Annotated in this window: 21 protein-coding genes; 10 read left to right on the top strand and 11 right to left on the bottom strand. The window is 70.6% G+C overall.

Annotated elements, in window-relative coordinates; all coding sequences use genetic code 11:
* The first annotated feature begins 95 nt into the window (after positions 1–95).
* Positions 96–1214, top strand: coding sequence for a beta-eliminating lyase-related protein (locus AB0M35_RS18965; protein WP_363746854.1), 1119 nt, complete (start codon positions 96–98; stop codon positions 1212–1214).
* Positions 1215–1225: 11 nt separating this feature from the next.
* On the opposite strand, the gene AB0M35_RS18960 is transcribed toward AB0M35_RS18965, so the two are convergent.
* On the bottom strand, positions 1226–1657 hold the full coding sequence (locus tag AB0M35_RS18960; protein WP_363746853.1) for a MarR family winged helix-turn-helix transcriptional regulator: 432 nt from the start codon (positions 1655–1657) through the stop codon (positions 1226–1228).
* An 80-nt stretch (positions 1658–1737) separates the two neighbouring features.
* Here AB0M35_RS18960 and AB0M35_RS18955 point away from each other — a divergent pair, with 80 nt between their 5' ends.
* On the top strand, positions 1738–3531 hold the full coding sequence (locus tag AB0M35_RS18955) for an ABC transporter ATP-binding protein (protein ID WP_363746852.1): 1794 nt from the start codon (positions 1738–1740) through the stop codon (positions 3529–3531).
* Positions 3532–3635: 104 nt separating this feature from the next.
* Positions 3636–4469 (top strand): metallophosphoesterase, encoded by an 834-nt coding sequence (locus AB0M35_RS18950; RefSeq protein ID WP_363746851.1) that lies wholly within the window; start codon positions 3636–3638, stop codon positions 4467–4469.
* 15 nt (positions 4470–4484) lie between these two features.
* Here the strand turns inward: AB0M35_RS18950 and AB0M35_RS18945 are convergent, their stop codons facing one another.
* On the bottom strand, positions 4485–5456 hold the full coding sequence (locus AB0M35_RS18945; protein WP_363746850.1) for a GNAT family N-acetyltransferase: 972 nt from the start codon (positions 5454–5456) through the stop codon (positions 4485–4487).
* 150 nt (positions 5457–5606) lie between these two features.
* Here AB0M35_RS18945 and AB0M35_RS18940 point away from each other — a divergent pair, with 150 nt between their 5' ends.
* Genes AB0M35_RS18940 through AB0M35_RS18930 form a run of 3 tightly spaced genes read left to right on the top strand, consistent with a single transcriptional unit; the run spans position 5607 to position 7920 of the window.
* Complete coding sequence (locus tag AB0M35_RS18940) at positions 5607–6536, top strand: ABC transporter ATP-binding protein (RefSeq protein WP_363746849.1); 930 nt, start codon at positions 5607–5609, stop codon at positions 6534–6536.
* A gap of 38 nt (positions 6537–6574) precedes the next feature.
* Positions 6575–7369 carry an ABC transporter permease gene (locus AB0M35_RS18935; protein WP_363746848.1) on the top strand — a complete coding sequence of 265 codons (795 nt, stop codon included), beginning with the start codon at positions 6575–6577 and terminating at the stop codon, positions 7367–7369.
* A complete protein-coding gene (locus tag AB0M35_RS18930) occupies positions 7366–7920 on the top strand; it encodes a TetR/AcrR family transcriptional regulator (RefSeq protein WP_363746847.1) in 555 nt (184 codons plus the stop codon). The genes AB0M35_RS18935 and AB0M35_RS18930 overlap by 4 nt, the downstream gene beginning before the upstream one ends.
* Before the next feature lie 49 nt (positions 7921–7969).
* Here the strand turns inward: AB0M35_RS18930 and AB0M35_RS18925 are convergent, their stop codons facing one another.
* From AB0M35_RS18925 to AB0M35_RS18905, 5 genes are read right to left on the bottom strand one after another with little or no spacing between them, the layout of a single operon-like run.
* A complete protein-coding gene (locus AB0M35_RS18925; protein ID WP_363746846.1) occupies positions 7970–9148 on the bottom strand; it encodes an acyl-CoA dehydrogenase family protein in 1179 nt (392 codons plus the stop codon).
* On the bottom strand, positions 9145–10098 hold the full coding sequence (locus tag AB0M35_RS18920; protein ID WP_363746845.1) for an NAD(P)-dependent oxidoreductase: 954 nt from the start codon (positions 10096–10098) through the stop codon (positions 9145–9147). Before AB0M35_RS18920 ends, AB0M35_RS18925 begins: the two co-directional genes overlap by 4 nt.
* A gap of 5 nt (positions 10099–10103) precedes the next feature.
* The gene (locus tag AB0M35_RS18915) at positions 10104–11540 is read right to left on the bottom strand and encodes an aldehyde dehydrogenase family protein (protein WP_363746939.1); all 1437 of its coding nucleotides are present in this window, start codon (positions 11538–11540) and stop codon (positions 10104–10106) included.
* Positions 11541–11542: 2 nt separating this feature from the next.
* A complete protein-coding gene (locus tag AB0M35_RS18910) occupies positions 11543–12607 on the bottom strand; it encodes an oligopeptide/dipeptide ABC transporter ATP-binding protein (RefSeq protein WP_363746844.1) in 1065 nt (354 codons plus the stop codon).
* Positions 12604–13650 carry an ABC transporter ATP-binding protein gene (locus AB0M35_RS18905; protein WP_363746843.1) on the bottom strand — a complete coding sequence of 349 codons (1047 nt, stop codon included), beginning with the start codon at positions 13648–13650 and terminating at the stop codon, positions 12604–12606. Before AB0M35_RS18905 ends, AB0M35_RS18910 begins: the two co-directional genes overlap by 4 nt.
* Positions 13651–13773: 123 nt before the next feature.
* Between AB0M35_RS18905 and AB0M35_RS18900 the strand changes: the two genes are divergently transcribed.
* The 4 genes from AB0M35_RS18900 (at position 13774) to AB0M35_RS18885 (ending at position 18445) form a co-directional block, all read left to right on the top strand.
* On the top strand, positions 13774–14301 hold the full coding sequence (locus tag AB0M35_RS18900; RefSeq protein WP_363746842.1) for an Lrp/AsnC family transcriptional regulator: 528 nt from the start codon (positions 13774–13776) through the stop codon (positions 14299–14301).
* 20 nt (positions 14302–14321) lie between these two features.
* On the top strand, positions 14322–15269 hold the full coding sequence (gene nikB, locus AB0M35_RS18895; protein WP_363746841.1) for a nickel ABC transporter permease: 948 nt from the start codon (positions 14322–14324) through the stop codon (positions 15267–15269).
* Positions 15259–16158 carry an ABC transporter permease gene (locus AB0M35_RS18890; protein ID WP_363746840.1) on the top strand — a complete coding sequence of 300 codons (900 nt, stop codon included), beginning with the start codon at positions 15259–15261 and terminating at the stop codon, positions 16156–16158. Before nikB ends, AB0M35_RS18890 begins: the two co-directional genes overlap by 11 nt.
* 94 nt (positions 16159–16252) lie before the next feature.
* Positions 16253–18445 (top strand): thiamine pyrophosphate-dependent enzyme, encoded by a 2193-nt coding sequence (locus AB0M35_RS18885; RefSeq protein WP_363746839.1) that lies wholly within the window; start codon positions 16253–16255, stop codon positions 18443–18445.
* 178 nt (positions 18446–18623) lie between these two features.
* Here AB0M35_RS18885 and AB0M35_RS18880 read toward each other — a convergent pair whose 3' ends face one another.
* From AB0M35_RS18880 to AB0M35_RS18865, 4 genes are all read right to left on the bottom strand, one after another.
* Positions 18624–19604 (bottom strand): D-2-hydroxyacid dehydrogenase, encoded by a 981-nt coding sequence (locus tag AB0M35_RS18880; protein ID WP_363746838.1) that lies wholly within the window; start codon positions 19602–19604, stop codon positions 18624–18626.
* On the bottom strand, positions 19601–19804 hold the full coding sequence (locus tag AB0M35_RS18875) for a tautomerase family protein (protein WP_363746837.1): 204 nt from the start codon (positions 19802–19804) through the stop codon (positions 19601–19603). Before AB0M35_RS18875 ends, AB0M35_RS18880 begins: the two co-directional genes overlap by 4 nt.
* Positions 19805–19809: 5 nt before the next feature.
* The gene (locus AB0M35_RS18870; RefSeq protein ID WP_363746836.1) at positions 19810–20682 is read right to left on the bottom strand and encodes a tetratricopeptide repeat protein; all 873 of its coding nucleotides are present in this window, start codon (positions 20680–20682) and stop codon (positions 19810–19812) included.
* 67 nt (positions 20683–20749) lie between these two features.
* Positions 20750–22366, bottom strand: a complete 1617-nt coding sequence (locus AB0M35_RS18865; protein ID WP_363746835.1) for an ABC transporter substrate-binding protein — start codon at positions 22364–22366, stop codon at positions 20750–20752.
* Between the last annotated feature and the right edge of the window lie 12 nt (positions 22367–22378).

Here is a 22378-nt window from a genome sequence, read left to right as displayed (position 1 = left end):
CGGTACACCGGTGGCGGACCCGCTCGTTCGCGCCGAGACCCCCACACATGATCACGCTTGTTGCCAAAGATTGGCAACAAGCTAGGCTGCTCGGCATGAGCCCCGAACCCCCTCCGTCGCAGAACTCCGGCCAGCACCAGGTGCCCGCACCGGCCCGGGCCGTACGACGGTCTTTGTTCCTGCACTCCGCACTCCATCGCCGACCGCAGGAGATGTTGCGGGGCATGCTGGAGCAGGTCGACGCCGACACACCACCCAACGGGCCGGACGGGCCGGTGGCCGTCCTGGAGCGGCGGATCGCCGCACTGCTCGGCAAGCAGGAGGCGCTGTTCTTCCCGTCCGGGACGATGGCGCAGCAGGTAGCCCTACGCATCCACGCCGACCGCCGGGGGCGCCGGGCGTTCGCCGCCCACCCGCAGGGCCACCTGGAGGTCTGGGAACATCGGGGGTACGCCGTCGTGCACGGGTTGCGTTGCCACCCGGTCGGCGACCGGCACCGCCTGATGCGCCTGGCCGACCTGGCCGCCGTCGGCGAGCCGCTGGCGGCGGTGGTCTGGGAACTTCCGCAGCGCGACATCGGCGGCCTGCTGCCGGAGTGGGACGACCTGGTCGCCCAGACCTCGGCGATGCGCGAACGCGGCGCGGCGATCCACCTCGACGGTGCGCGCCTGTGGGAGGCCCAGACGTACTACGCCCGACCGTTCGCGGAGATCGCCGGATTGTTCGACACCGCGTACGTCTCGCTCTACAAGGTGCTTCAGGGCACCGGCGGTGCGGTGCTCGCCGGGCCGCCCGACATCCTCGCGGAGGCCCGGATCTGGCGGCGCCGGCTCGGTGGCGACGTCTACGACGCCTGGCCGGTCGCGCTCGCCGCCCTGCACGGCCTGGACACCCACCTGCCCCGGCTGGCGGCCTACCGCGACCACGCGGTGGCGATCGCGGCGGCCATCACGGCCGACGGGGTGGCCCGGGTGGCGCCGAACCCGCCGCAGACGCCGCTGTTCCACGTGCACCTGCCCGTCGGCCCGGCCACCGCCGACTGGGCGGCCGAGGCCCTGCTCGCCGACACCGGGGTGGAGTTGTTCGGTCGCACCCGGTCGGCGCCGGACCCCGACCGGTGCTCGTTCGAGGTCACCATCGGGGAGAACGCCATGGCGTTCACCCCCGACGAGGTCGTCGCCCTCCTGCACCGACTGCTCGAATACGCGACCTGACGGTCAAGGATTCAGATCCGCAGGGTACGCAGGATGCGGGTCAGCTCGGCCCGGTCGGCGTCGTCGAGGTGCCCAAAGAAGCGGTCCGCCGCCGCCCGGCGGGCCGCGCGGATCTCGGTGCCGACCCGGTGGCCCTGCTCGGTGAGCGCGACCAGGGTGGCCCGCCGGTCGGCCGGGTCGGGGCGACGCCTGACGAGCCCACGTTGCTGAAGGTCGTCGATGACCTCGGTGGCCGAGCGGGGCGCGATGCGTAGGTGCTCGGCGATCGTGCCGGGGCGCGCCTCGCCGAGCCGCGCCAGCACGCCGAGCGCCCGGGACTGGCTGGGGGTGACCGCCCACGGCGCGAGGGCCTCCCGCGTCTGGCGGCGCAACCGCGAGGCCACCGCCCTGAAGATCTCCGCCAGGCTCTCGTCGTCGACGCTGCCGGTGGTGGGCTCGGTCACCGGAATACGGTAGCACAAGTTACGGTTGCAACCTCATAGAGAGGTAACCTCAACAGTATTCCCGACGGAAGGCGGTTCCCTTGGAACCCATCCCCAGCGGCCGCGATCGCGGCCACCGCACGCTCAGCGCCGCAGAGAAGGCGCAGGCCCGCGAGGTGTCGCTGCGCCGCATCGGCCGCCTGTTCACCCCCCACCGGTCCGCGCTGGCCGGCGTCACCGCGATCATCGTGGCCTCCTCGATCATCGCGATGGCCACCCCCTTCCTGCTGCGTACGGTGATCGACCGGGCCCTGCCGGAAGGCGACGTGACCCTCCTGGTCTGGCTGGTCCTCGGCATGGTCGCGGTGGCCGCCGTCACGGCCGTCCTCGGCGTCGTGCAGACCTGGATCTCCACCCGGGTCGGTCAACAGGTCATGCACCGGCTGCGCACCGACGTCTTCCGCCACCTCCAGCGGCAGTCACTGGGCTTCTTCACCCGAACCCGCACCGGGGAGGTGCAGTCCCGGATCACCAACGACATCGGTGGCATGCAGTCGGTGGTCACCTCCACCGCCACCGCCGTGGCGTCCAACCTCACCACCGTGGTCGCGACCGCGGTCGCCATGGTGGCGCTCTCCTGGCAGCTCTCCCTGGTCTCGCTGGTCGTACTGCCACCGGCGATCTGGCTGACCCGCCGGGTCGCCCGGATGCGGCGGGAGATCACCGCCCGACGCCAGCGTGAACTCGCCGACCTCAACGTCACCGTCGAGGAAGGGCTGTCGATCAGCGGGGTGCAGCTGGCCAAGACCCTCGGGACCGGGCCCGCCCTGATCGACCGGTTCACCGCCTCCTCCGCCCGGCTGGTCGACCTGGAACTGCGCAGCGAGCTGGCCGGCCGCTGGCGGATGGCCTCGATGAGCGTCATCTTCGCCGCCGTACCGGCCGTCATCTACCTCGCCGCCGGCCTGCCCGGCACCGCCGGCACGCTGAGCATCGGCACCCTGGTCGCCTTCACCGCCCTGCAGAGCGGTCTGTTCCGGCCGCTGACAGGGCTGCTCAACGTGGGTGTCTCGCTCGCCGCGTCGCTGGCGCTGTTCGCCCGGATCTTCGAATACCTGGACCTGCCGGTCGACGTGGCCGACCCCGCCGAACCGGTCCGCCTCGACCCCACCCGGGTACGCGGGCAGTTGCGCTTCGAGGACGTCACCTTCACCTACCCGGGCAACGACACCGCCGCGCTCGCCGGGATCACCCTCGACGTGCCCGCCGGGTCCAGCCTCGCCGTCGTCGGCGAGACCGGCTCCGGCAAGAGCACCCTCGCCGGGCTGATCAGCCGGCTGTACGACCCGACCGCGGGCCGGGTCACCATCGACGGAGTCGACCTGCGTGACCTGCGCCTGACCGAGCTGGCCGCGATCGTCGGCGTGGTCAGCCAGGAGACGTACCTGCTACACAGCACGGTCCGGGAGAATCTGCGCTACGCCCGGCCGGATGCGTCGGACACCGAGATCGAGCAGGCCGCCCGCGCCGCCCAGATCCACGACCTCATCACCGGCCTGCCCGACGGGTACGACACCATGGTCGGCTCGCGCGGCCACCGGTTCTCCGGCGGCGAGAAGCAGCGGCTGGCCATCGCTCGTACGCTGCTGCGTGACCCGCGCATCCTGGTCCTCGACGAGGCCACCAGTGCCCTGGACACCGAGACCGAACGGGCCGTCCAACGGGCGTTCGACGCGCTCGCCGAGGGGCGTACCACGATCACCATCGCCCACCGGCTCTCCACGGTCCGCGACGCCGATCAGATCGTGGTGCTCGACCACGGCCGGATCGCCGAGGCCGGCGACCACCACAGCCTGCTGAACCGCCAGGGCCGCTATGCCACCCTGGCCGCCTGAGCGGCCGGCCCCGACTGTCGGAGCTGGACGGTGAAGCGGTCCGACCGGCATTACGGTCCTTTCAGGGGCTGCCGGTGGGCGGGCGGGCTGGGATGATCGACGGGATGGCTGGATCACTCTTCGCAACCAGCGACCTACACGTCGCGTACGCCGAAAATCGACAGATCGTCGACCGGGTCGAACCGGAGTCCGTCGACGACTGGCTGATCGTCGCCGGTGACGTCGGCGAACGCTTCAGTGACGTCGAACGGACGTTACGCCTGCTGCGCAGCCGGTTCTCCCAGGTGATCTGGGCGCCCGGCAATCACGAGTTGTGGACTCACACAGCCGATCCGGTACGCCTGCGCGGCGAGCACCGTTACCGGGATCTGGTCCGGATGTGCCGGGACATCGGCGTGCTCACCCCCGAGGACGACTACGCCGTCTGGCGCGGGTCGGGCGGACCGGTGACGATCGCACCGCTCTTCCTGCTCTACGACTACACGTTCCGGCCGGCAGGCGCGGCCACCAAGGAGGAGGCGCTGCGGCAGGCGTACGACAAGGGCGTGGTCTGCACCGACGAGATGCTGCTGCACCCGGACCCCTATCCGGACCGGGAATCCTGGTGTCATGCCCGGGTGGCGCAGTCGCAACGCCGCCTCCAGGAGACGGACCCGCAACTGCCGACCGTGCTGATCAACCACTGGCCGTTGGTGCGCCAGCCCACCGAGGTGCTGTGGTATCCGGAGTTCGCGCAGTGGTGCGGGACGGTCCTCACCGCGGACTGGCACGTACGGTTCCGTGCCGCCGCGGTGGTCTACGGCCACCTGCACATCCCGCGGACGACCTACTACGACGGCGTACGGTTCGAGGAGGTCTCGCTCGGCTATCCCCGGGAGTGGAGCCGCCGGGGCGCAGCGCCGAACCCGCTCCGCCGGATCTTCGGGACGCACCCGTGATCGGCGGCCCGGCTGTCAGTAGCCGATCGTGCGATGCAGGCGAAGGAACGACTCGCTGAAGCCGAGTCTCGGCCAGGTGCGCGATGACAACAGGTTGGTCACCCGCCAGTCGGTGACCACGCAGTCGAAACCGCTGTCGACGGCCCATTCGACGACGGCCGTGCCGAGCGCCCGGCCGGCACCGGCCCCACGGGCCGGTGGGAAGACCGCGGCGTAGCCGAGGAACCCGGCGTTGTCCGGGCGGGCCGGGCCGAGGTGGCTGCTCGACTTCTCCAGCGCACACCCGATGGCGGAACCGATCACCTTGCCGTCGCGTACGGCGACGAAGGTGGCGTACTCCGGGTTGTCGATGTCGTCGGCCCAGTCGTCGAGGCTCTCCTCGACCGTGCCGACCCGACCGGCCGAGAAGGTCGGTGACAGCCCCTGGTGCACCGGTAGTTCGAGGTCGAGCCGGGCGAGTTCCGGGATGTCGGCCCGGGTGGCCCGGCGCACCGACAGGCCTTCCACCAAGGGCACCACCGCCGGCTTCGTCGCCGGTCGGACAGCGTGCGCGTGCTGCTGGCCGAAGCCCAGCCGGAACCAGGCCCGGACCAGATCCTCGTCGTACGCCGGCACCACGACATAGTGCGCGGTACGGCCCTCGTCGACCCAGCGGGTCGCGGCCGCCGCGTACAGGTCGCGCATCACCTCGGCGTCGGTGGCCGCCTGCCCGGCCGCTTCGACCCAGATGTTCGGCCCCCACAGCGGCGAGGGCTTCGGCGCGCCGAGCACGAACCCGACCGGTTCGCCGGCCCTGGTCGCGACCGCACCGGAGGCGTCAGGGGTCTCGAACGCGGCGGTCACCTCGGCGACGGCGGCCTCGATCGCCTCGAAGCGCGACGACAGCAGCGGCTGCGCGACCCGGTGCCGGCGGTGCCGCTGCGCCAGCAGCGCGCCGCAGGCAGTCAGGTCACTGGCCACGAACGGCCGGATCTTGATCGGGGACATGGACGGCAAGGTAGTCCGCAGGACCACGCCCGGCACCCGATTTTCCGCGCCCACCCGCCGACCTAGGGCGGATCGGGAGTACGGGTCGGTCCCGGTGAGGTGACTCACCCCGGGACACGCACCCTACCTACCGATAGGTAGGCTCGACCCATGACCTTCGACCCGATCGTGCACGTCGTCGAGCTGACCAAGATCTACGGAACCCGTACCGCCCTCGACGGCCTCACCCTGACCGTCACGCAGGGCAGCCGATTCGTCGTACTCGGGCACAACGGCGCGGGCAAGTCCACGCTGCTGGAGATCGTCGCGACGCTGCGCGTGCCGACCTCGGGCTCGGTGCGGGTCGCGGGCCTCGACACCGCCACGCAGGCGCGCGAGGCCGGGCGCCTGATCGGCCTCGCGCCGCAGTCGAACGCCCTGGACCCGCTCGCCTCCCCGGCGGAGGTGCTCGACTTCCAGGCAGTGGCCCTGGGGCTGGGGCGCCGTCAGCGCACGCGCCGCACCCGCGAACTTCTCGACCTGTTCGGCCTCGGCGAGCATCGCGCGTCCCGGGTGGCCAAGCTGTCCGGCGGCACCCGTCGCAAGCTGGACCTGGCCGTGGCGCTCGTCGCCGAGCCGGCGTTGGTGATCCTGGACGAGCCGACCACCGGCCTCGACCCGCTTGCGCGCATCGACTTCTGGGCCGAGCTGACCCGGCTCAACCAGGGCGGCACCACCCTGCTCATCTCGACCCAGGACCTGCACGAGGCGGACGTCCTCGCCACCGACATCGCGGTGCTGCGCGAGGGCACGGTCGTTGCTCAGGGCACCCCGGCAGCACTCAAACAACGTGTGGGTACGCGCACGCTGACCCTCGACCTGTCCAGCGACGTCGCCTCGAAGGCCCTCGTCTCGTCCTCCCGGGTCGGTTTCCGCGCCGACTCCGACCACGGCAACCGGGTACGCCTCGGCGTCTCCGACGACCCGGCGGCGTTGAGGAACGCCTTGGCCGAGATCAGTGGCGTGGCCGGCGAGATCACCGGACTCCACCTCGACGAGGCGTCACTCGACGACGTGTTCGTCGCCCTGGCCGCCCGCTGACCCGTCACTCACTTCCGCTGCCACCCGAAAGGCGTCCGATGACCCTCCCGCTGGCTGTTGCCGCGCCTCGCCGTTCCCCCGCTCCGGTCGTCCTCGCGGCCGTGCGGCGATCCACCCGAGCCGTGCTCCGCTCCCCCGCGCTGCTGATCGCGCCCGTCGCGCAGAGCCTGTTCTTCCTGCTCGTCTACGCCGGACAGCTCACCACCGTGGGCAGTTCCTACCTGGGCGGGACAAGCTTCATCACGTTTCTCCTGCCGCTGATCCTGCTCACCGGGGTCGCCACCGGCGCGGGTGCCGCAGGCACGCTCGTGCTGCGCGACATCACCAGTGGATACCTCGACCGCCTCCGCCTGGCCCACGGCAGCACGACCCCGTTCCTCGTCGGCCCGGTCGTCGCCGCGCTGATCGCGGTCATCCTGCAGATGGCGGTCACGGTCGTCGGCGCGGCGGTGATCGGCTACCGGCCGGCCAGCTGGCCCGGGGTGCTCGCGATGCTGATGCTGATGCTGATGCTGGGGCTCGGTGTCGCGCTGCTGAGCACCGCGCTCGCCATCCGGACGGTCTCGGCGTCCACCACCGGGCTGGTCACGCTCGCCGTGTTCGGCCTGTCCTTCTTCACCGGCGTCTTCGCGCCGGTGGACGACCTCGCGACCTGGATGCGGTTGATCGCCACGGTCAACCCGCTGACCTATATCGTCGAAACCGCCCGTCAGCTCGGCAGCGGCGACCCGCTCACCGCTGCCCCGATCGGCGTCGCGGCAACCGGCACCCTCGCTGTCGCCGGGATCGCCGCCTGTGCCCTGGCCCTGCGCACCGCGAGGAAGAACCGATGAGCCCCAGCGCCGACACCCGTGCCCAGATCATGGACGCCTTCGCCGAGCAACTCGCCGCGACCGGTTACCAGGGCATCTCCCTCGCCGCGGTGGGGCGTACCGTCGGCATCCAGAAGCCCTCCATCTACCACCACTTTCCGGGTGGCAAGGAGGACCTCTACATCGCGGTCGCCGAACGGTACATCCGAGACGTCGGTGGGCGGCTTTCCGCCGCCCTGGCCGACCATCGTGATTTCGAGCAACGGCTGCGCACGCTCGCCGCTGTGGTAGCCGAGCAGAAGGGTGAGTCGATCACCTTCGAGCAACGCATCTACGACGCGCTCCCGCTGGTCTCCGACGAAACCCGTGAGCATGTCTCGGCCAGCTACGTCGCGCTGCTGCTGGATCCTGTCACCGGGTTCTTCACCGAGGCGCGGGACGAGGGCGTCGTCGCCGGTGAACCGGCGTTCCTGATGAACGCGTTCCTGCACCTCGCCCGCGCCGCGGACCTCACCGACGACACCGGCCCCGCCCGGATCGTCGCGCTCTTCCTCGACGGCGCACGCCGGTGAGGCGGCGCCCGGCGCCCCTACCCCCTCGCGAGGCGCCGGGCGCGCCGGCTCAGCGGAAGGCGGAGTGACCGGTGAGCACCTGCCCGATGATCAGCTGGTGGACCTCGGAGGTGCCCTCGTAGGTCAGTACGGATTCGAGGTTCGCGGCATGCCGGATGATCGGGTAGTCGAGGGTGATGCCGGCCGCGCCGAGGATGGTTCGGCACTCCCGGGCGATGGCGATGGCCTCCCGGACGCTGTTGAGCTTGCCGAGGCTGACCTGCCGGTGGTCCAGGGTGCCGGCGTCCTTCGCCGCGCCGAGGTGCAGCGCCAGCAGCATGCCCTTGCCCAGTTCCAGGCTCATGTCGGCGAGCTTGAGCTGGGTGGCCTGGTATGCGGCGAGCGGCCGGTCGAAGATCTGCCGGCTGCGGGCGTACTCGACGGTGGTGTCCAGGCAGTCCTGGGCCGCACCGAGCGCCCCGAAGACGATGCCGAAGCGGGCCTCGTTGAGGCAGGACAGCGGCCCGGACAGGCCCGCCGCCTCCGGCAGCATGGCGTCGGCGGGCAGCCGGACGTCGTCGAGGACGAGTTCGGAGGTGACCGAGGCGCGCAGCGACTGCTTGCGGGTGATCTCCGGGGCGGTGAAGCCGGGTGTGCCGGCGGGCACCAGGAACCCTCGGACACCCTCGTCGGTACGGGCCCACACCACCGCGACGTCCGCGATCGAACCGTTGGTGATCCACATCTTGGTGCCGCTGAGCACCCAGTCGCTGCCGTCACGGCGAGCCCGGGTACGCATGCCCGACGGGTCCGAGCCGAAGTCCGGCTCGGTCAGCCCGAAGCAGCCGATCGCCGCACCGGCGGCCATCGGGGGCAGCCACTGCTGCTTCTGCTCCTCCGAGCCGAACCGCCAGATCGCGTACATGGCCAGCGACCCCTGCACGGAGACCAGGGAACGCAGGCCCGAGTCGCCGGCCTCCAACTCGAAGCACGCCAGCCCGTAGGCGGTGGCGGAGGTGCCGGCGCAGCCGTACCCCTGCAGGTGCATCCCGAGTACGCCGAGGTCACCGAGCTCACGGGCCAGTTCCCGGGCCGGCAGCTGACCGCTGTCGTACCAGGTCGCGATCTCCGGACGGACCCGCCGGTCGACGAACGCGCGCACGGCGGCCTGCAGCTGCCGGGTGTCGTCGTCGATCAGCGAGTCGATCCCGAAGTAGTCGAGGGTGGACGCGGGAACGGTCAGGGTCACGGTCGGCTTCCTTCCGGCGCGGTCAGGTGCGCGATCACGCCACGCGCCACGGCGACGGCCATGGCGTCGAGCGCGTCGTGGGTCATCGCCGCCATGTGCGGGGTGGCGAAGACCCGAGGATGGTGTAGCAGGGGGTCGGTGGGATCGGGTGGCTCGGGGTGGAAGACGTCGACGGAGTACCCGCCGAGCCGCCCCGAGTCCAGCGCCGCGAGGACGGCGGCGACGTCGACGACGCCGGCGCGGGCCGTGTTGACCAGCAGTGCGTCGGGACGCATCCGGTCCAGCGCGGCCCGGCCGATCAGCCCGGTCGTCCGTTCGGTCTGCGGCACGTGCAGGCTCACCACGTCGGCGACACCCAGCAGGTGGTCCAGGTCGACCAGGCGTACGCCCTCGGGTGGGGTGACCGCCGCGACGTCGTACCCGATCACGGTCATGCCGAGCCCCTGGGCGCGGGCGGCCACGCCCCGGCCGATCGCGCCGAGCCCGACCAGGCCGAGGGTGCGCCCGGCGAGCATGGTGCCGGTCAGTCCCGCCCGGACCACGGCCGACGGCAGTGACCGGCCGGCGGGGAAGGCGCCCTGGGCCAGCGAGGCGGCAGCCAGCGGCGCCCGCCGGGCCAGCGCGAGGGCGGCCAGGATGACGAACTCGGCGACCGACTCGGCGTTGGCGCCGGGGGTGTTGACCACCCTGACGCCCAGGCGCTCGGCGGCGGCCAGGTCGATGCCGTCGAGTCCGGCGCCGTGCCGGCCGACGACCTTCAGCCGGGGCGCGGCCTCCAGCATGGCGGCGGTGACCGGTGAGGAGCGCACCACCAGGGCGTCGGCGGTGGCCAGCGGGCCGGCCAGCGCCATCGGGTCGGTGGCGTGGGCGATGTGCACGTCACCGGCCGCGCGCAGCAGGTCCAGCCCGGCTGCCGCGATCGGTTCGGTGAGCAGGATCGTCGGTGTCATGGCCTTCACCAGCCCGTGTAGCAGGTCACCGGGACGGTGTAGAAGTCCCGTGCGTAGCCGCCCTGTTCCCGGGGGCCGTGGTTGGAGGCGCCGGTGCCGCCGAAGGGCAGGTGCAGCTCCGTGCCGGCGGTGGGCAGGTTGACCGTGAGGATGCCGGCCCGGGCGTCCCGCTTGAACCGCTCGGCCGAGGACAGCGAGGCCGTGACGATACCGGCGGAAAGCCCGTACGCGGTGTCGTTGGCGACCTCGATCGCCTCGTCCAGGTCGTCGACCCGGATCACGCAGGAGACCGGCCCGAAGATCTCCTCGCGGGCCACCCGCATGTCGTTGCGGGCGGCGGCGAGCAGGGTGGGGCGCATGAACTGCCCGTCACCGGGTCGGTGCGTCCCGCCGGCCACCGCCGTCGCCCCCTCGTCCAGGCCGATCCGGACGTACTCCAGGTTCTGCGCCAGTTGTTCCGGGCTGACCACCGGCCCGAGCTGGCTGTGCGGGTCGAGCGGGTCGCCGACCCGCAGCGCGTCGGCGGCCTCGGCCAGCGCCGCGACGAACCGGTCGTGGATGCCGGCCTGCACGACGAGTCGGCTGGAGGCGGTGCACCGCTGCCCGGTGCTGAAGAAGCTGCCGTCGAGGGCGCAGCGGACGGCGACGTCGAGGTCGGCGTCGTCGAGCACGATGAGCGGGTTCTTGCCGCCCATCTCCAACTGGAACCGCTTGTTGCCGTGGTCAATGCAGCGGCGGGCCACGTGCGCGCCGGTGGTGGTGCTGCCGGTGAAGGAGATGCCGTCGACACCGGGTGCGGTGAGCAGCTCCTCGCCGACGGTCCGCCCCGGCCCCATGACCAGGTTGAACACTCCGGCAGGCGCGCCGGCGTCGACGATGATCCGGGCGAGTTCACCGGCCGAGGCGGTGACCAGCTCGGCCGGTTTGAGCACGACCGTGTTGCCGTACGCGAGGGCAGGCGCGACCTTCCATGCCGGGATGGCCAGCGGATAGTTCCACGGGGTGATGATCCCGACCACGCCCAGCGGGCGGCGGCGTACCTCGGCGTGCACGTCGTCGCGGGTGGACAGGTACACCTCGCCGGCCGGTTGCAGCAGTTGGTGGGCGTAGTAGCGGAACGTCTGGCCGGCGCGGGTCACCTCACCCCGGGCCTCGCCGAGCAGCTTGCCCTCCTCCCGCGCGAGCAGTACGGCAAGGTCGTCGATCCGGGCCAGGATGGCCTGACCGATCCGGTCCAGCAGGGCGATCCGCTCGCCGACGGGTTGGCGGGCCCACCCGGGCGCGGCGGCGCGGGCGGCACCGATCGCCGCCCAGACCGTGTCCGGGTCGGCCTGGGCGTACTCGCTGACGATCTCGTCGGGTCGGGCCGGGTTGGTGTTGGCCTGGCGGGGGCCGTCGACCCACTCACCGCCGACGAGGTTGAGGTGCCGGGGCGGATGCATCGTCACTCAGCACCCGCCCCGGTGGCGACCGGTTGGTCCTGGGGGCCGGAGTTCTCCGGGAAGTGGCAGGCCACCTGGTGACCGTCCGGCGTCGCGGTCAGCTGCGGCTGCTGGGTCGCGCAGATCTCCTGCGCCTTCCAGCAGCGGGTGCGGAACCGGCAACCACTGGGTGGGCTCAGTGGACTGGGTACGTCCCCGGTCAGGATGCGCCGTTTGCGTTCCACCTCGACCAGCGGGTCGGGGATCGGCACCGCCGACAGCAGCGCCTGGGTGTACGGGTGCCGGGGCTGGGTGTAGAGATCCTCGCACTCGCCGACCTCGACGACGGTGCCGAGGTACATCACCGCGATGCGGTCGCAGAGGTGCCGGACCACCGCCAGGTCGTGGGCGATGAACATCATGGTCAGCCCCAGTTCCTCCTGGAGCTGCTCAAGCAGGTTGACGATCTGCGCCTGGACCGAGACGTCGAGGGCGGAGACGGGCTCGTCGGCGACGATGAACTCGGGATTGCTGACCAGTGCGCGGGCGATGCCGACCCGCTGGCGCTGGCCGCCGGAGAACTCGTGCGGGTAACGCTCGTGCCACTGCGGGCTGAGTCCGACCAGTTGCATGGTCTCCAACGCCTTGGCCCGACGCCCGGCGGCGGGAAGGTCGGAGTGGACCAGCAGCGGTTCCTCGATCAGTTCGCCGATGCTCATGCGGGGATTCAGCGAGGCGTACGGGTCCTGGAAGACCATCTGCATCCGTCGCCGCATGGCTCGCATCGGGGACCGACTCAGCGTGGTCAGCTCGGTGCCGTCGAAGGTCACCGTGCCGGCGCTGGGCCGCAGCAGTTGGAGGATCGCCCGCCCGGTGGTCGACTTGCCGCAGCCGGACTCACCGACCACGCCGAGGATCTCGCCGCGCCGGATGTCCAGGTTGACGCCGGAGACGGCGCGCAGTCGACCGGCCCGCAGCGCGCCGCGCACCGGCACCTTGAAGTCGACGGCCAGGTCGCGTACCCGCACCAGGGTGGTGTCCGACCCGGCGACGGGTGTGGTGGGCGTGGCGATTGCGGTCTCGCTCATCGGCTCTCCTGTGTGACGGGGATGGCGTGCCGGTCCCGGGTGGAGAGCCATCCACCCTGCTCGGCGGGGCGCATGCCCCAGCATCGGGTCAACTGGCCCCGAGTCGGGGTCTCGTGCACCGTGGTCAGCGGGGGTGGGCTCTCCTGGCACAGCTCGCGGGCGTGTGCGCAGCGGGGGGCGAAGCGGCAGCCGGGCGGCATCTCCGACAGCTCGGGCGGGCGTCCGGCGATCGGGCGCAGCCGGCCGCCTCGGGCCAGGTCCAGTCGGGGCACCGAGCCCAGCAGTCCCCAGGTGTAGGGCATCTGCGGGCGGTGGAACAGGTCGACCGTCTCGGCCCGCTCGACGATCTGGCCGGCGTACATCACGTTGACCCGTTCGGCCATCCCGGCGACGACGCCGAGGTCGTGGGTGATGAGCAGGACCGCGGTGCGGGTCTGCCGGGCCAGGTCGCGCAGCAGATCCAGGATCTGTGCCTGGATGGTGACGTCGAGGGCGGTGGTGATCTCGTCGGCCAGGATCAGGCGGGGTTCGCAGGAGAGCGCCATCGCGATCATGACGCGCTGCCGCATGCCGCCGGAGAGCTGGTGAGGGTACGAACTCAGCCGCGTCTCGGCGGCCGGGATGCGGACCAGCTCCAACAGCTCGACGGCGCGCGAGCGCGCGGCCCGACGGCTCAGCCCGAGGTGCAACTGAAGAGACTCGGTCATCTGCCGGCCCACGGTCAGCACCGGGTTCAGCGACGTCATCGGGTCCTGGAAGATCATCGCGATGCCCTTGCCGCGTACGGCACGGAGCTCACGTGGTCGCAGGCGCAGCAGATCCTGGCCCTCGAACATCACCTGTCCACCGGTGACCTGCCCGGCCGGCGGCACGATGAGGCCCATGATGGACTGCGCGGTCGCGGACTTGCCGCAGCCGGACTCCCCCACCAGCGCCACCATCTCACCCGCGTCGACGGTGAAGGAGACACCGTCCACAGCGGTCACCGAACCACGGGCAGCGCGGAACTCGGTCCGCAGGTCCCGCACCTCCAACAAGGCCATCGAACCTCCTGGGATAGTTCTCCCGATCGCCGTCATTCGTCAACCAGGAGTGTTGCACAGACGATGTTCGTCGTCTAGGCTCCCAACAGCGACGAATTCCGTCATCACATCAGTTGGAGCGAGATGGCATCCAAAAGCTCGATCGAGAAAGATCGCAGCATCATCCGCGAACTGGTCCAGGACCCGAGGCAGACAAATGTCGCATTGGCGGCGAAGGTCGGCCTCTCCGAGGGATCGGTGCGGCGCCGGCTGGACCGGCTGATCACCGAGGGACAGGTGCACTTCGCGGTAATCCCCAGCGCCGCCTTCATGGGCCGCCCGGTGCACACACTCTTCGAGATCCAGAGCGCTCCGGGCACCACCGAGCAACTCATCGACAAGCTCGTGGCCATGCCGGAGATCGCGTACGTCTACCACGTGACCGGGCAGTTCAACATCATCGCCGTCGGCTACTTCTCGTCCAGCAACGCCATGCGCACCTTCTGGACAGAACAGCTCGGCCGCCTCGACGGGCTGATGGAAAGCCGGTCGGTCATGGTGCTGCGAGTCGCCAAGCGTGCCCACGAGTGGGCGCGCGACATCGCCGCCTCCGACGAGGAAGCCACATCGGACTCAGGACCGGAACCGGCCACAGCCGGTCCCGAGTCCTGACGGAGCAGGGAGCCTAGCCCGTGCTGCGCATCACGCTCACCCGGCTACTGTCGGTCATACCGGTCCTGTTCGGAATCTCGGTGATCTCGTTCCTGGTCATCCGCATGATTCCCGGCGACGTCATCAGTTCGATCATGGGTCAGGATTTCGGCGACCCCGTGGTCGAGGCGGAGATGCGCCGCTACTTCGGGCTTGACATGCCCGTCTACGAGCAGTTCCTGCGCTGGCTCGGCGCCCTGCTTCAGGGGGACCTGGGCACCTCGATGCGGACCGGGCAGCCGGTCCTTGAGGAGATCTGGCAGCGCTTCCCGTCGACCCTGCTGTTGGCGGTCTCGGCGCTGGTGGTCTCGATTCTCATCTCGATCCCGCTCGGGGTGCTCAGTGCCACCAAACGCAACGGGCTGCTCGACGCGGGCACCCGGATCGGCTCACTGATCGGCCTGTCCCTGCCGAACTTCTGGCTGGGCATCCTGCTGGTGTACGTCTTCTCGGTGTCCCTGGGCTGGTTGCCGTCCCAGGGTTCTGGCGATGGCGAGGGCTTCCTGGCCAGCCTGAAGTACCTCGTCCTGCCTGCGGTCACCCTCGGCGCCAGCCTGGCCGCGATCAGCATGCGGATGACCCGCTCCTCCATGCTGGAGGTCCTCAACCAGGACTACGTCCGCACCGCCCGAGCCAAGGGGCTCTCCGAGCGCCTCGTCGTCGCCCGGCACGCGCTGCGCAACTCGCTGATCCCGGTGGTGACCGTGCTCGGCATCCAGGCCGGCGCCCTGCTCGGCGGCACCGTCATCGTCGAGCAGGTCTTCGCCTGGCCGGGCCTGGGCACGATGGTCATCCGCGGCATCAGCCAGCGCGACTACCCGGTCGTCCAGGGCACCCTGCTCTTCCTGGCCTTCTTCTACGTCGTGGTCAACCTCCTCGTCGACCTCATCTACACCTACCTGGATCCGAGGCTGCGCAGTGGTCACTGAAGTCACCCCCGCCCGCCGCGCCCAGACCACCGGCAAGGCAGACCGTCGCAGTGTCCAACTGCTCCGGCTGATCACCCGTGACCGGGTCGGCGCGATCGGACTCGTCATCGTCGTGCTGATGACCGCTGCCGCAGTCCTCGCCCCGGTCATCGCGCCGTACGACCCGACCGCGATGTCGAACCAACGCCTCGCCCCACCCGGAGGCGACTTCCTGCTCGGCGCCGACGAGGCCGGGCGGGACCTGCTCAGTCGGGCACTCTACGGCGCGCGTACCTCACTGACGGTCAGCCTGGTCGTCGTACTCTGCGCCGGAGCGATCGGCGTGGTGCTGGGGTTGCTCGCCGGCTTCTACCGGGGCGTACTCGACGCGATCATCACCCCGGCCACCGACATCATGTTCTCCTTCCCCACCCTGCTGCTGGCCCTCGCGGTGGTGGCCGCCCGCGGACCCGGCACGGAGAACCTCATCCTGGCCCTGATCATCGTCTTCATCCCGAGCTTCGCCCGGATCGTGCGGGGCACCGCCATGTCGGTACGCCGGGAGCCGTACGTGGAGTCGGGCCAGGCGGTCGGGCTGAGCAACACCCGGCTCATCTTCAAGTACATCCTGCCCAACTCGGTGGCCCCGATCGCGGTGCAGTTCACCACGAGCCTCGCCTACGCGATCCTGATCGAGGCGTCGCTGGGCTACCTCGGTCTCGGCGTCCAGCCGCCGCAGGCCTCCTGGGGTTCGATGCTCTCCTCCGGCAAGGCGTTCATGGAGATGTCGATCTGGCCGTCGGTGGTCCCCGGAGTCTGCATCATGATCACCGTTCTCGGCTTCAACCTGCTCGGTGACACCCTCCGCGACATCCTGGACCCGCGCCTGCGCGGACGCTCCGGCCGCTGAGCCCACCGGCGGTTCGGGTGGTCGCCCCTACCGGCCACCCGAACCGCCGGTTCACCCGTACCGAACCCGGTTCGCCGACCCGCGAGGAGCACCCTTGGAAACCATCGACGAGCATCTGATCCGCCAGCTCACCGAGTGGTCCACGGGTCAGTCGACACCCGAGGAGACCTCCCCGGAGGTCGACGTCGATCCCGGACTGCTGCTGGCCTACCTGGACGCCCAGGTGCAGAGCCGGCACCTCGACCTCGCACTGCGCTGGTTGCAGTCGCAGCGCGAGGGCTTCTACACGATCGGCTCCAGCGGACACGAGAGCAACGCCGCCGTCGCACTGGCCCTGCGGCCCACCGATCCCGCTCTGCTGCACTATCGCTCCGGGGGCTTCTACGCCGCCCGCGCCGGCCAGGTGCCGGGCAGCAGCCCGATCACCGACGTACTGCACTCGGCGGCGGCCTCCCGCCAGGACCCGATCTCCGGCGGCCGGCACAAGGTCTTCGGCCACCGAGGGCTCAGCATCATCCCGCAGACCTCGACCATCGCCTCACACCTGCCCCGGGCGGTGGGCATGGCCTTCGCCCTCGGCCGGGGCGGCACGAGCACCGGCCACCCGGACGACGCGCTGGTGGTGTGCAGCTTCGGCGACGCCTCGGCCAACCACTCCACCGCCGCCGGTGCGTTCAACGCCGCCGGCTGGTGCGCCCACCAGGGCCTTGCGCTGCCGCTGCTGTTCGTCTGCGAGGACAACGGCATCGGCATCAGCACCCGTTCACCGCAGGGCTGGATCCAGCGGATGCTGTCCGCCCTGCCCGGTATCGACTACGCCTGCGCCGACGGCACCGACCCGGCGGGTCTCCTGGCCACGGCCGCCGAGGTGGCGCACCGGGTACGCACCGGCCGCCGTCCGGCCGTGCTGCACCTGCGCACCGTACGCTTCATGGGGCACGCCGGCTCCGATGCCGAGCTGGCGTACCGGACGCGTTCGGAGATCCTCGCCGACTACGCCCGCGACCCGATCCTGGCCACCGCGGCGGTGCTGGCCCGGCGCGGCGTGCTGAGCCCGGCCGAGACCCTCGCCCGTTACGAGGACGCCCGCAAACTCGTGATGGACCAGGCCCGGATGTTGTGCGGCCAGGTGGCCCGGCTGGACAGCCCGGCGGCGGTGACCGCGCCGCTGACCACCCGCCGGGTGGCCGAGGTCGCCGCGGCGGCGCAGCGCGGCGGCGCCGGACGGGAGCGGGTGTTCGGTGGCAAGCTGCCGGAACAGCGCGGCCCGCTCACCCTGGCCCAGTCCATCAACGCGGCGCTGCACGACGCGCTGCTGACCTGGCCACAGGCACAGGTCTTCGGCGAGGACGTGGCCCGCAAGGGCGGCGTCTACGGCGTCACCCGAGGGCTGCGCCGCACGTTCGGGGCCGCCCGGGTCTTCGACACGTTGCTCGACGAGCAGACCATCCTCGGGGTGGCGCTCGGCGGAGCGCTGGCCGGTACCCTGCCGATCCCGGAGATTCAGTACCTGGCGTACCTGCACAACGCCGAGGACCAGTTGCGTGGGGAGGCCGCGTCGTTGCGGTTCTTCTCCGCCGGGCAGTACCAGAACGGCATGGTGGTACGCATCGCCGGCCTGGCCTACCAGAAGGGCTTCGGCGGCCACTTCCACAACGACAACTCAGTGGCCGTACTGCGCGACATTCCCGGTCTGGCCCTGGCGGTCGCCGCACACCCGGCCACCGCACCGGCCCTGCTGCGCCAGTGTCTCGCGCTGGCCGAACAGGAGGGCCGGGTCTGCGTATTCCTCGAACCGATCGCCCTCTACCACCAACGTGACCTGCACGTCGACGGCGACGGCGGCTGGCTGGCGGAGTACCCGGCACCGTCGGACTGGGCCGCGACCGAGACCCCGCTGGGCGAGGTGCGCACCGTCCGCGAGGGCTCGGACCTGGCGATGGTCACCTTCGGCAACGGTGTCGCGATGAGCATGCGGGTCGCCGGCGCCCTGGCACGCGAGGGCGTCCGGACCCGCGTCGTCGACCTGCAGTGGCTGGCACCGATGCCGGCGGCGAGCCTGCTCGCCGCGCTCGACGGGATCAGCCGGGTGCTGGTGGTCGACGAGACCCGCGACAGCGGCGGGGTCTCCGAGGCGGTGGTGACCGCGCTGGTCGACGCCGGTCACCCCGGTCGGATCGCCCGGGTCACCAGCGTCGACAGTTACGTACCGCTGGGCCCGGCGGCCGACCAGGTGCTGCTGAGCGACGCCGACGTCCTCGCCGCAGCCCGCACCCTGCTCGGCTGACCGCCGCCGCCGCGGAGCTACCCGCTTCACCGGCCCCGACCGGGCCTGCCTGTCCTGGGCAGCCCCGGTCGGGGCCGGTTTGTCGTGACCGTCAGCGGTGCCGGTGGTGGCACCCACGGCACCGCCCAACACGTCGACGGCCCGCGCGTTGCCACGCGCGGGCCGTCGAGTGCCGGGATCAGTAGCCGAGATCCGGCTGGCGTTTCGTGCCGATCAGCTGCTCTCCGGCGAGGTACCGGTCGAAGTTGGCGCAGAAGTCGGCGTAGAGCCGTTGCAGGTTGCCCGATCCCCGGAACGATGTGTGCGGGGTGAGCACCGTGCGCGGCAGGTCCCACAGCCGGCTGTCAGCCGGCAGCGGCTCCTGCTCGAACACGTCGAGCACGGCACCACCGATCACCCCGCCCCGCATGGCGTCGACCAGGGCGTCCTCGACGATCAGCGCGCCCCGGCCCACGTTGACCAGGACCGCGCTGTCCTTCATGGCCGCGAAGTGCGCGGCGTCGAAGAAGTACTGGTTCTCGCTGGTCAGTGGCATGGCCAGGACCACCGAGTCGGCCTCGGGCAGCAGCGCGAGGTGCTCGGCGAACGGCACCACCCGGGTGAACCCCTCGGCCGGGGCGCCGGTCCGGTTGACCCCGATCACGGTGGCGCCCAGCGCCTCGGCCCGCCAGGCCACCTCGCGTCCGATCGCGCCGGTGCCGAAGACCAGCATGGTGCTGCCGATGACGTCCTGGCCCATCACCCGGATCCACTCGTGGCGCTGCTGCGCCGCGGCCAGTTCCGGAAACGCCCGGGCGTGCAGCAGCACCGCGCCGATGACGTACTCGGCGATCGGCACGTTGTACGAGTTCGGGGACCGGGTGTAGATCAGCCCCTCGTCGAGCCGGCGATGCCAGGCCTCACCGCCCACCCAGTCGAACCCGGCCGCGGTGATCTGGACCCAGCGGAGCTGGTGGCACTTGCTCAGCAGCGCGTCGAAGAGGTCCTCGTTCATCGCGCTGCGCAGGACCACCTCGGCGTCGAGGTACTCCTCGCGGATCGGCTCGTCGTCGGCGACCGCCGTGAACCGGCAGTGCGGGTACCGCTGCCGCAACTGTGGCAGCAACCCGGCCAGGTTCGGGGTGATCAGGACGTGCGGGCCGAGACCGTCGACGGTCACGACGATTCCTTCGCCTGCGCCGCCCGCCTGGTGTACGTCAACCCACCCTTGGCCCAGTTGTCGTGGGAGACCTCGTAGAGCAGGACGTGGGTGTTCTCCCGGGGGGAGCCGTACTTGACCAGCACGTCGGTCAGCTCGGCGATGATCGCGTCCTTGGTTTCCTGGTCACGCGGGCTGATCTCAGCACGGATGATCGCCATGGTTGTCAGTTCTCCTTGCTAGCCGTGGCCCCGGCGAAGTCCGGGTTGCGGGAGTACTCGGCCTGCACCGCCAGGTAGGCGAAGCCGTACCGGGCGTTGGTGTTCAGCACCTCGTCGAAGACCTTGCGAGCGGCGTCGATGTCGCCGTTGTAGTAGTACCAGTTGCCCAGGCCGTAGCCCTGGGTGACGGTACGCAGCGCGTTGCCGTCACACATCGCCCACAGCTCGTCCGGGGTGATCTGACCGGTGTAGAGCTGCATCCGGCCCTCGTACCCGACCAGGTGGTCCTCCTCGATCAGTTCGATCTTGCGGAACCGGTCGAGCACCTGCTCGGCCTCGTCCGGGCGGCCGAGCCGGCGCAGCGCCATGTACTGCCAGTCCTGCGAGGCCACCGTGCCCTCCTGGTGCCGCGAACAGCGCTCGGCCTCGCGGAAGCTGGGCAGGCACCCCTCGAAGTCACCGCTCAGGTACTGGGCGACGCCGAGGTGGTACCAGACGGAGGTGTGCAGGGTGGTCATGTAGCGGTCGAGCACCTGCGGGTTCTGCGCCGCCATGGTGTCGGTGAGGTGCTGCGGGCGTACGTCCTCGGGGCGGCCGAGGATCAGGCTGACGACGTCCTTCTCCACCTCGACCTGGTACATCTCGTACTCGTCCTCGACGTCGCCGAGCTGGTCCGCCGCGGCGCGCAGATCCTCGATGGCGCCGGCGTAGTCACCGAGGGAGATCCGCCGGTGCCCCCGGAAGCGCAGCAGGCGCGCGCTGCCAGGCTCCTGCTCCAGCGCCTCGGTGAGCAGCGCCACCGCCTCGGTGGGCTTGTTGAGATAGCCCTTCAGCCGAGCCGCGATGATGTAACGGTCGGTCAGTGGTACGGAGGTCATGGACTTGCCTTTCGTTACAGCCGGTGGTGGCGGGGGCAGCCGGGTCGGCCACCCCCGCCACGTCGCGTCAACGGTCGAGCCAGAGGTTCTTGTAGAACCGGTAGGTCGGGGTGGGGTCGCCCCGGTAGCCCATGACGTCCTTCTGCACAACGTCGAAGTCGGCGTTGAGGAAGGTCATGGCGACCGGTCCGCGCTCGGCGAGGATCTTCTCGGCCTGCTGGTACAGCTTGGCGCGCTTGTCCTGGTCCAGCTCCGAGCGGGCCTGCACGACGAGGCTCTCGTACTCCGGGTCGCTCCAGTTGCCGTAGTTGAGCCCACCGCCGGCGAGGAAGCTGGCGCTGAAGCGCTCGTCCGGGTCGTAGGTGAGACCGAAGCCGGACTGGTACATGTCGAACTCGCCCGACTTGGTCTTGGTGTCGGCGATGGTCGCCTCGACCGACTCGATCGTCACCTTGATGCCGATCTTGGCGAGCTGCTGCTGCTCCACCTCGGCCGAGCGCACCTGGAACGCCGAGGTGGCGATCACCATGAGTTTGGCCTCGAAGCCGTTGGGGTGGCCGGCCTCGGCCAGCAGCGCCTTCGCCTTCTCAATGTCCGGCTTGCCGTACACCGGCTCGGTCAGCGCGCCGAACCGGTCCGGCGGCAGGTAGCCCGCGTTGAGCGCGGTGCCGAAGCCGGAGTTCGCCACGTTGAGGATCTCCTGCCGGTCCAGGGCCAGGTAGATCGCCTGCCGGACCCGCACGTCGTCGTACGGGGCCTTGGCGGTGTTCAGCCGCAGGTGCAGCGAGAGCGAGCCGGACCCGCCGTACCACTTGAGCGCCTCGTCGCGCTTGAGCGCGTCGATGAACTCGGGCGCGGGCCGCCAGAGGAAGTCGACGGTGCCGCTACGCACCGCGGCGGCGCGGGCGTTGTCATCGGGGTTGAAGGTGAAGTCGATCCCGTCGAGGTACGGGACACCCTGTTCCCAGTACTTGTCGTGCTTGTCGAGCTTGATCGCCTGCCCGGTGACCCGCGACGCCAGCTTGAACGGGCCGCTGCCACCGTCGACGCTGCTGTTGAGGCCACCCTCGGCCTCGACCACCTCCTGGTCCACGATGGACGAGGCGGCGGTGGACAGCAGAGTCAGGATCGCCGCGTTCGGCGCGGCCAGGGTCATCTCGACGGTGTGCTCGTCGAGCGCCTTCACCTCGGAGATTCCCTCGTAGCTACGGGCCCGGGGAGCCCGGGTCGCCGGGTCCTGGATCCGCTCGATCGAGTACTTGACGTCGGCCGCGGTCACCTTGCGCCCGCTGTGGAAGTACGCGTTGTCCCGCAGCTTGAACGTCAGCTTCGTGCCGTCGGGGCTCTGCTCCCAGGACTCCGCGATCGCCGGCTTGATCTCGCCGCGGTACGACTGCACCAGCGACTCGTAGATCTGCTCGTTGATGACGAAGGCCGAGGTCTCCGACATCTTGTGCGGGTCCAGTTCGTTGGCGTCCAGCCGGATCATGATGCTGAGCCGGCCACCGGCCTTGGGGGTACCAGTCGGCTGCGACTCGTCCTCCAACCGGACGTTGCTGGTCAGGCCGTCGGAGCCGGTGGTCCCGTTATTGGTGGACGGAGGTTCACCGCCACCAGAGCAGCCGGCTGCGAGCGCCGCCACGACGCCCACCGCCAGCACCCTGGTCAGAATTCGGGTTTTCATGGTTCTCCTTGC

It is taken from the genome of Micromonospora sp. NPDC051196 (assembly GCF_040682415.1).
GTDB lineage: Bacteria > Actinomycetota > Actinomycetes > Mycobacteriales > Micromonosporaceae > Micromonospora.
Note: the sequence above shows the minus strand (reverse complement) of the source record. Positions and strands in the feature narration are given on the sequence as shown.

Bases quoted from the DNA above. Each gene is read 5' to 3' on its own strand.
- AB0M35_RS18965 (WP_363746854.1), top strand. From the start codon at position 96: ATGAGCCCCGAACCCCCTCCGTCGCAGAACTCCGGCCAGCACCAGGTG.
- AB0M35_RS18950 (WP_363746851.1), top strand. From the start codon at position 3,636: ATGGCTGGATCACTCTTCGCAACCAGCGACCTACACGTCGCGTACGCC.
- AB0M35_RS18945 (WP_363746850.1), bottom strand. From the start codon at position 5,456: ATGTCCCCGATCAAGATCCGGCCGTTCGTGGCCAGTGACCTGACTGCC.
- AB0M35_RS18940 (WP_363746849.1), top strand. From the start codon at position 5,607: ATGACCTTCGACCCGATCGTGCACGTCGTCGAGCTGACCAAGATCTAC.
- AB0M35_RS18935 (WP_363746848.1), top strand. From the start codon at position 6,575: ATGACCCTCCCGCTGGCTGTTGCCGCGCCTCGCCGTTCCCCCGCTCCG.
- AB0M35_RS18930 (WP_363746847.1), top strand. From the start codon at position 7,366: ATGAGCCCCAGCGCCGACACCCGTGCCCAGATCATGGACGCCTTCGCC.
- AB0M35_RS18920 (WP_363746845.1), bottom strand. From the start codon at position 10,098: ATGACACCGACGATCCTGCTCACCGAACCGATCGCGGCAGCCGGGCTG.
- AB0M35_RS18915 (WP_363746939.1), bottom strand. From the start codon at position 11,540: ATGCATCCGCCCCGGCACCTCAACCTCGTCGGCGGTGAGTGGGTCGAC.
- AB0M35_RS18910 (WP_363746844.1), bottom strand. From the start codon at position 12,607: ATGAGCGAGACCGCAATCGCCACGCCCACCACACCCGTCGCCGGGTCG.
- AB0M35_RS18905 (WP_363746843.1), bottom strand. From the start codon at position 13,650: ATGGCCTTGTTGGAGGTGCGGGACCTGCGGACCGAGTTCCGCGCTGCC.
- AB0M35_RS18900 (WP_363746842.1), top strand. From the start codon at position 13,774: ATGGCATCCAAAAGCTCGATCGAGAAAGATCGCAGCATCATCCGCGAA.
- AB0M35_RS18875 (WP_363746837.1), bottom strand. From the start codon at position 19,804: ATGGCGATCATCCGTGCTGAGATCAGCCCGCGTGACCAGGAAACCAAG.
- AB0M35_RS18870 (WP_363746836.1), bottom strand. From the start codon at position 20,682: ATGACCTCCGTACCACTGACCGACCGTTACATCATCGCGGCTCGGCTG.
- AB0M35_RS18865 (WP_363746835.1), bottom strand. From the start codon at position 22,366: ATGAAAACCCGAATTCTGACCAGGGTGCTGGCGGTGGGCGTCGTGGCG.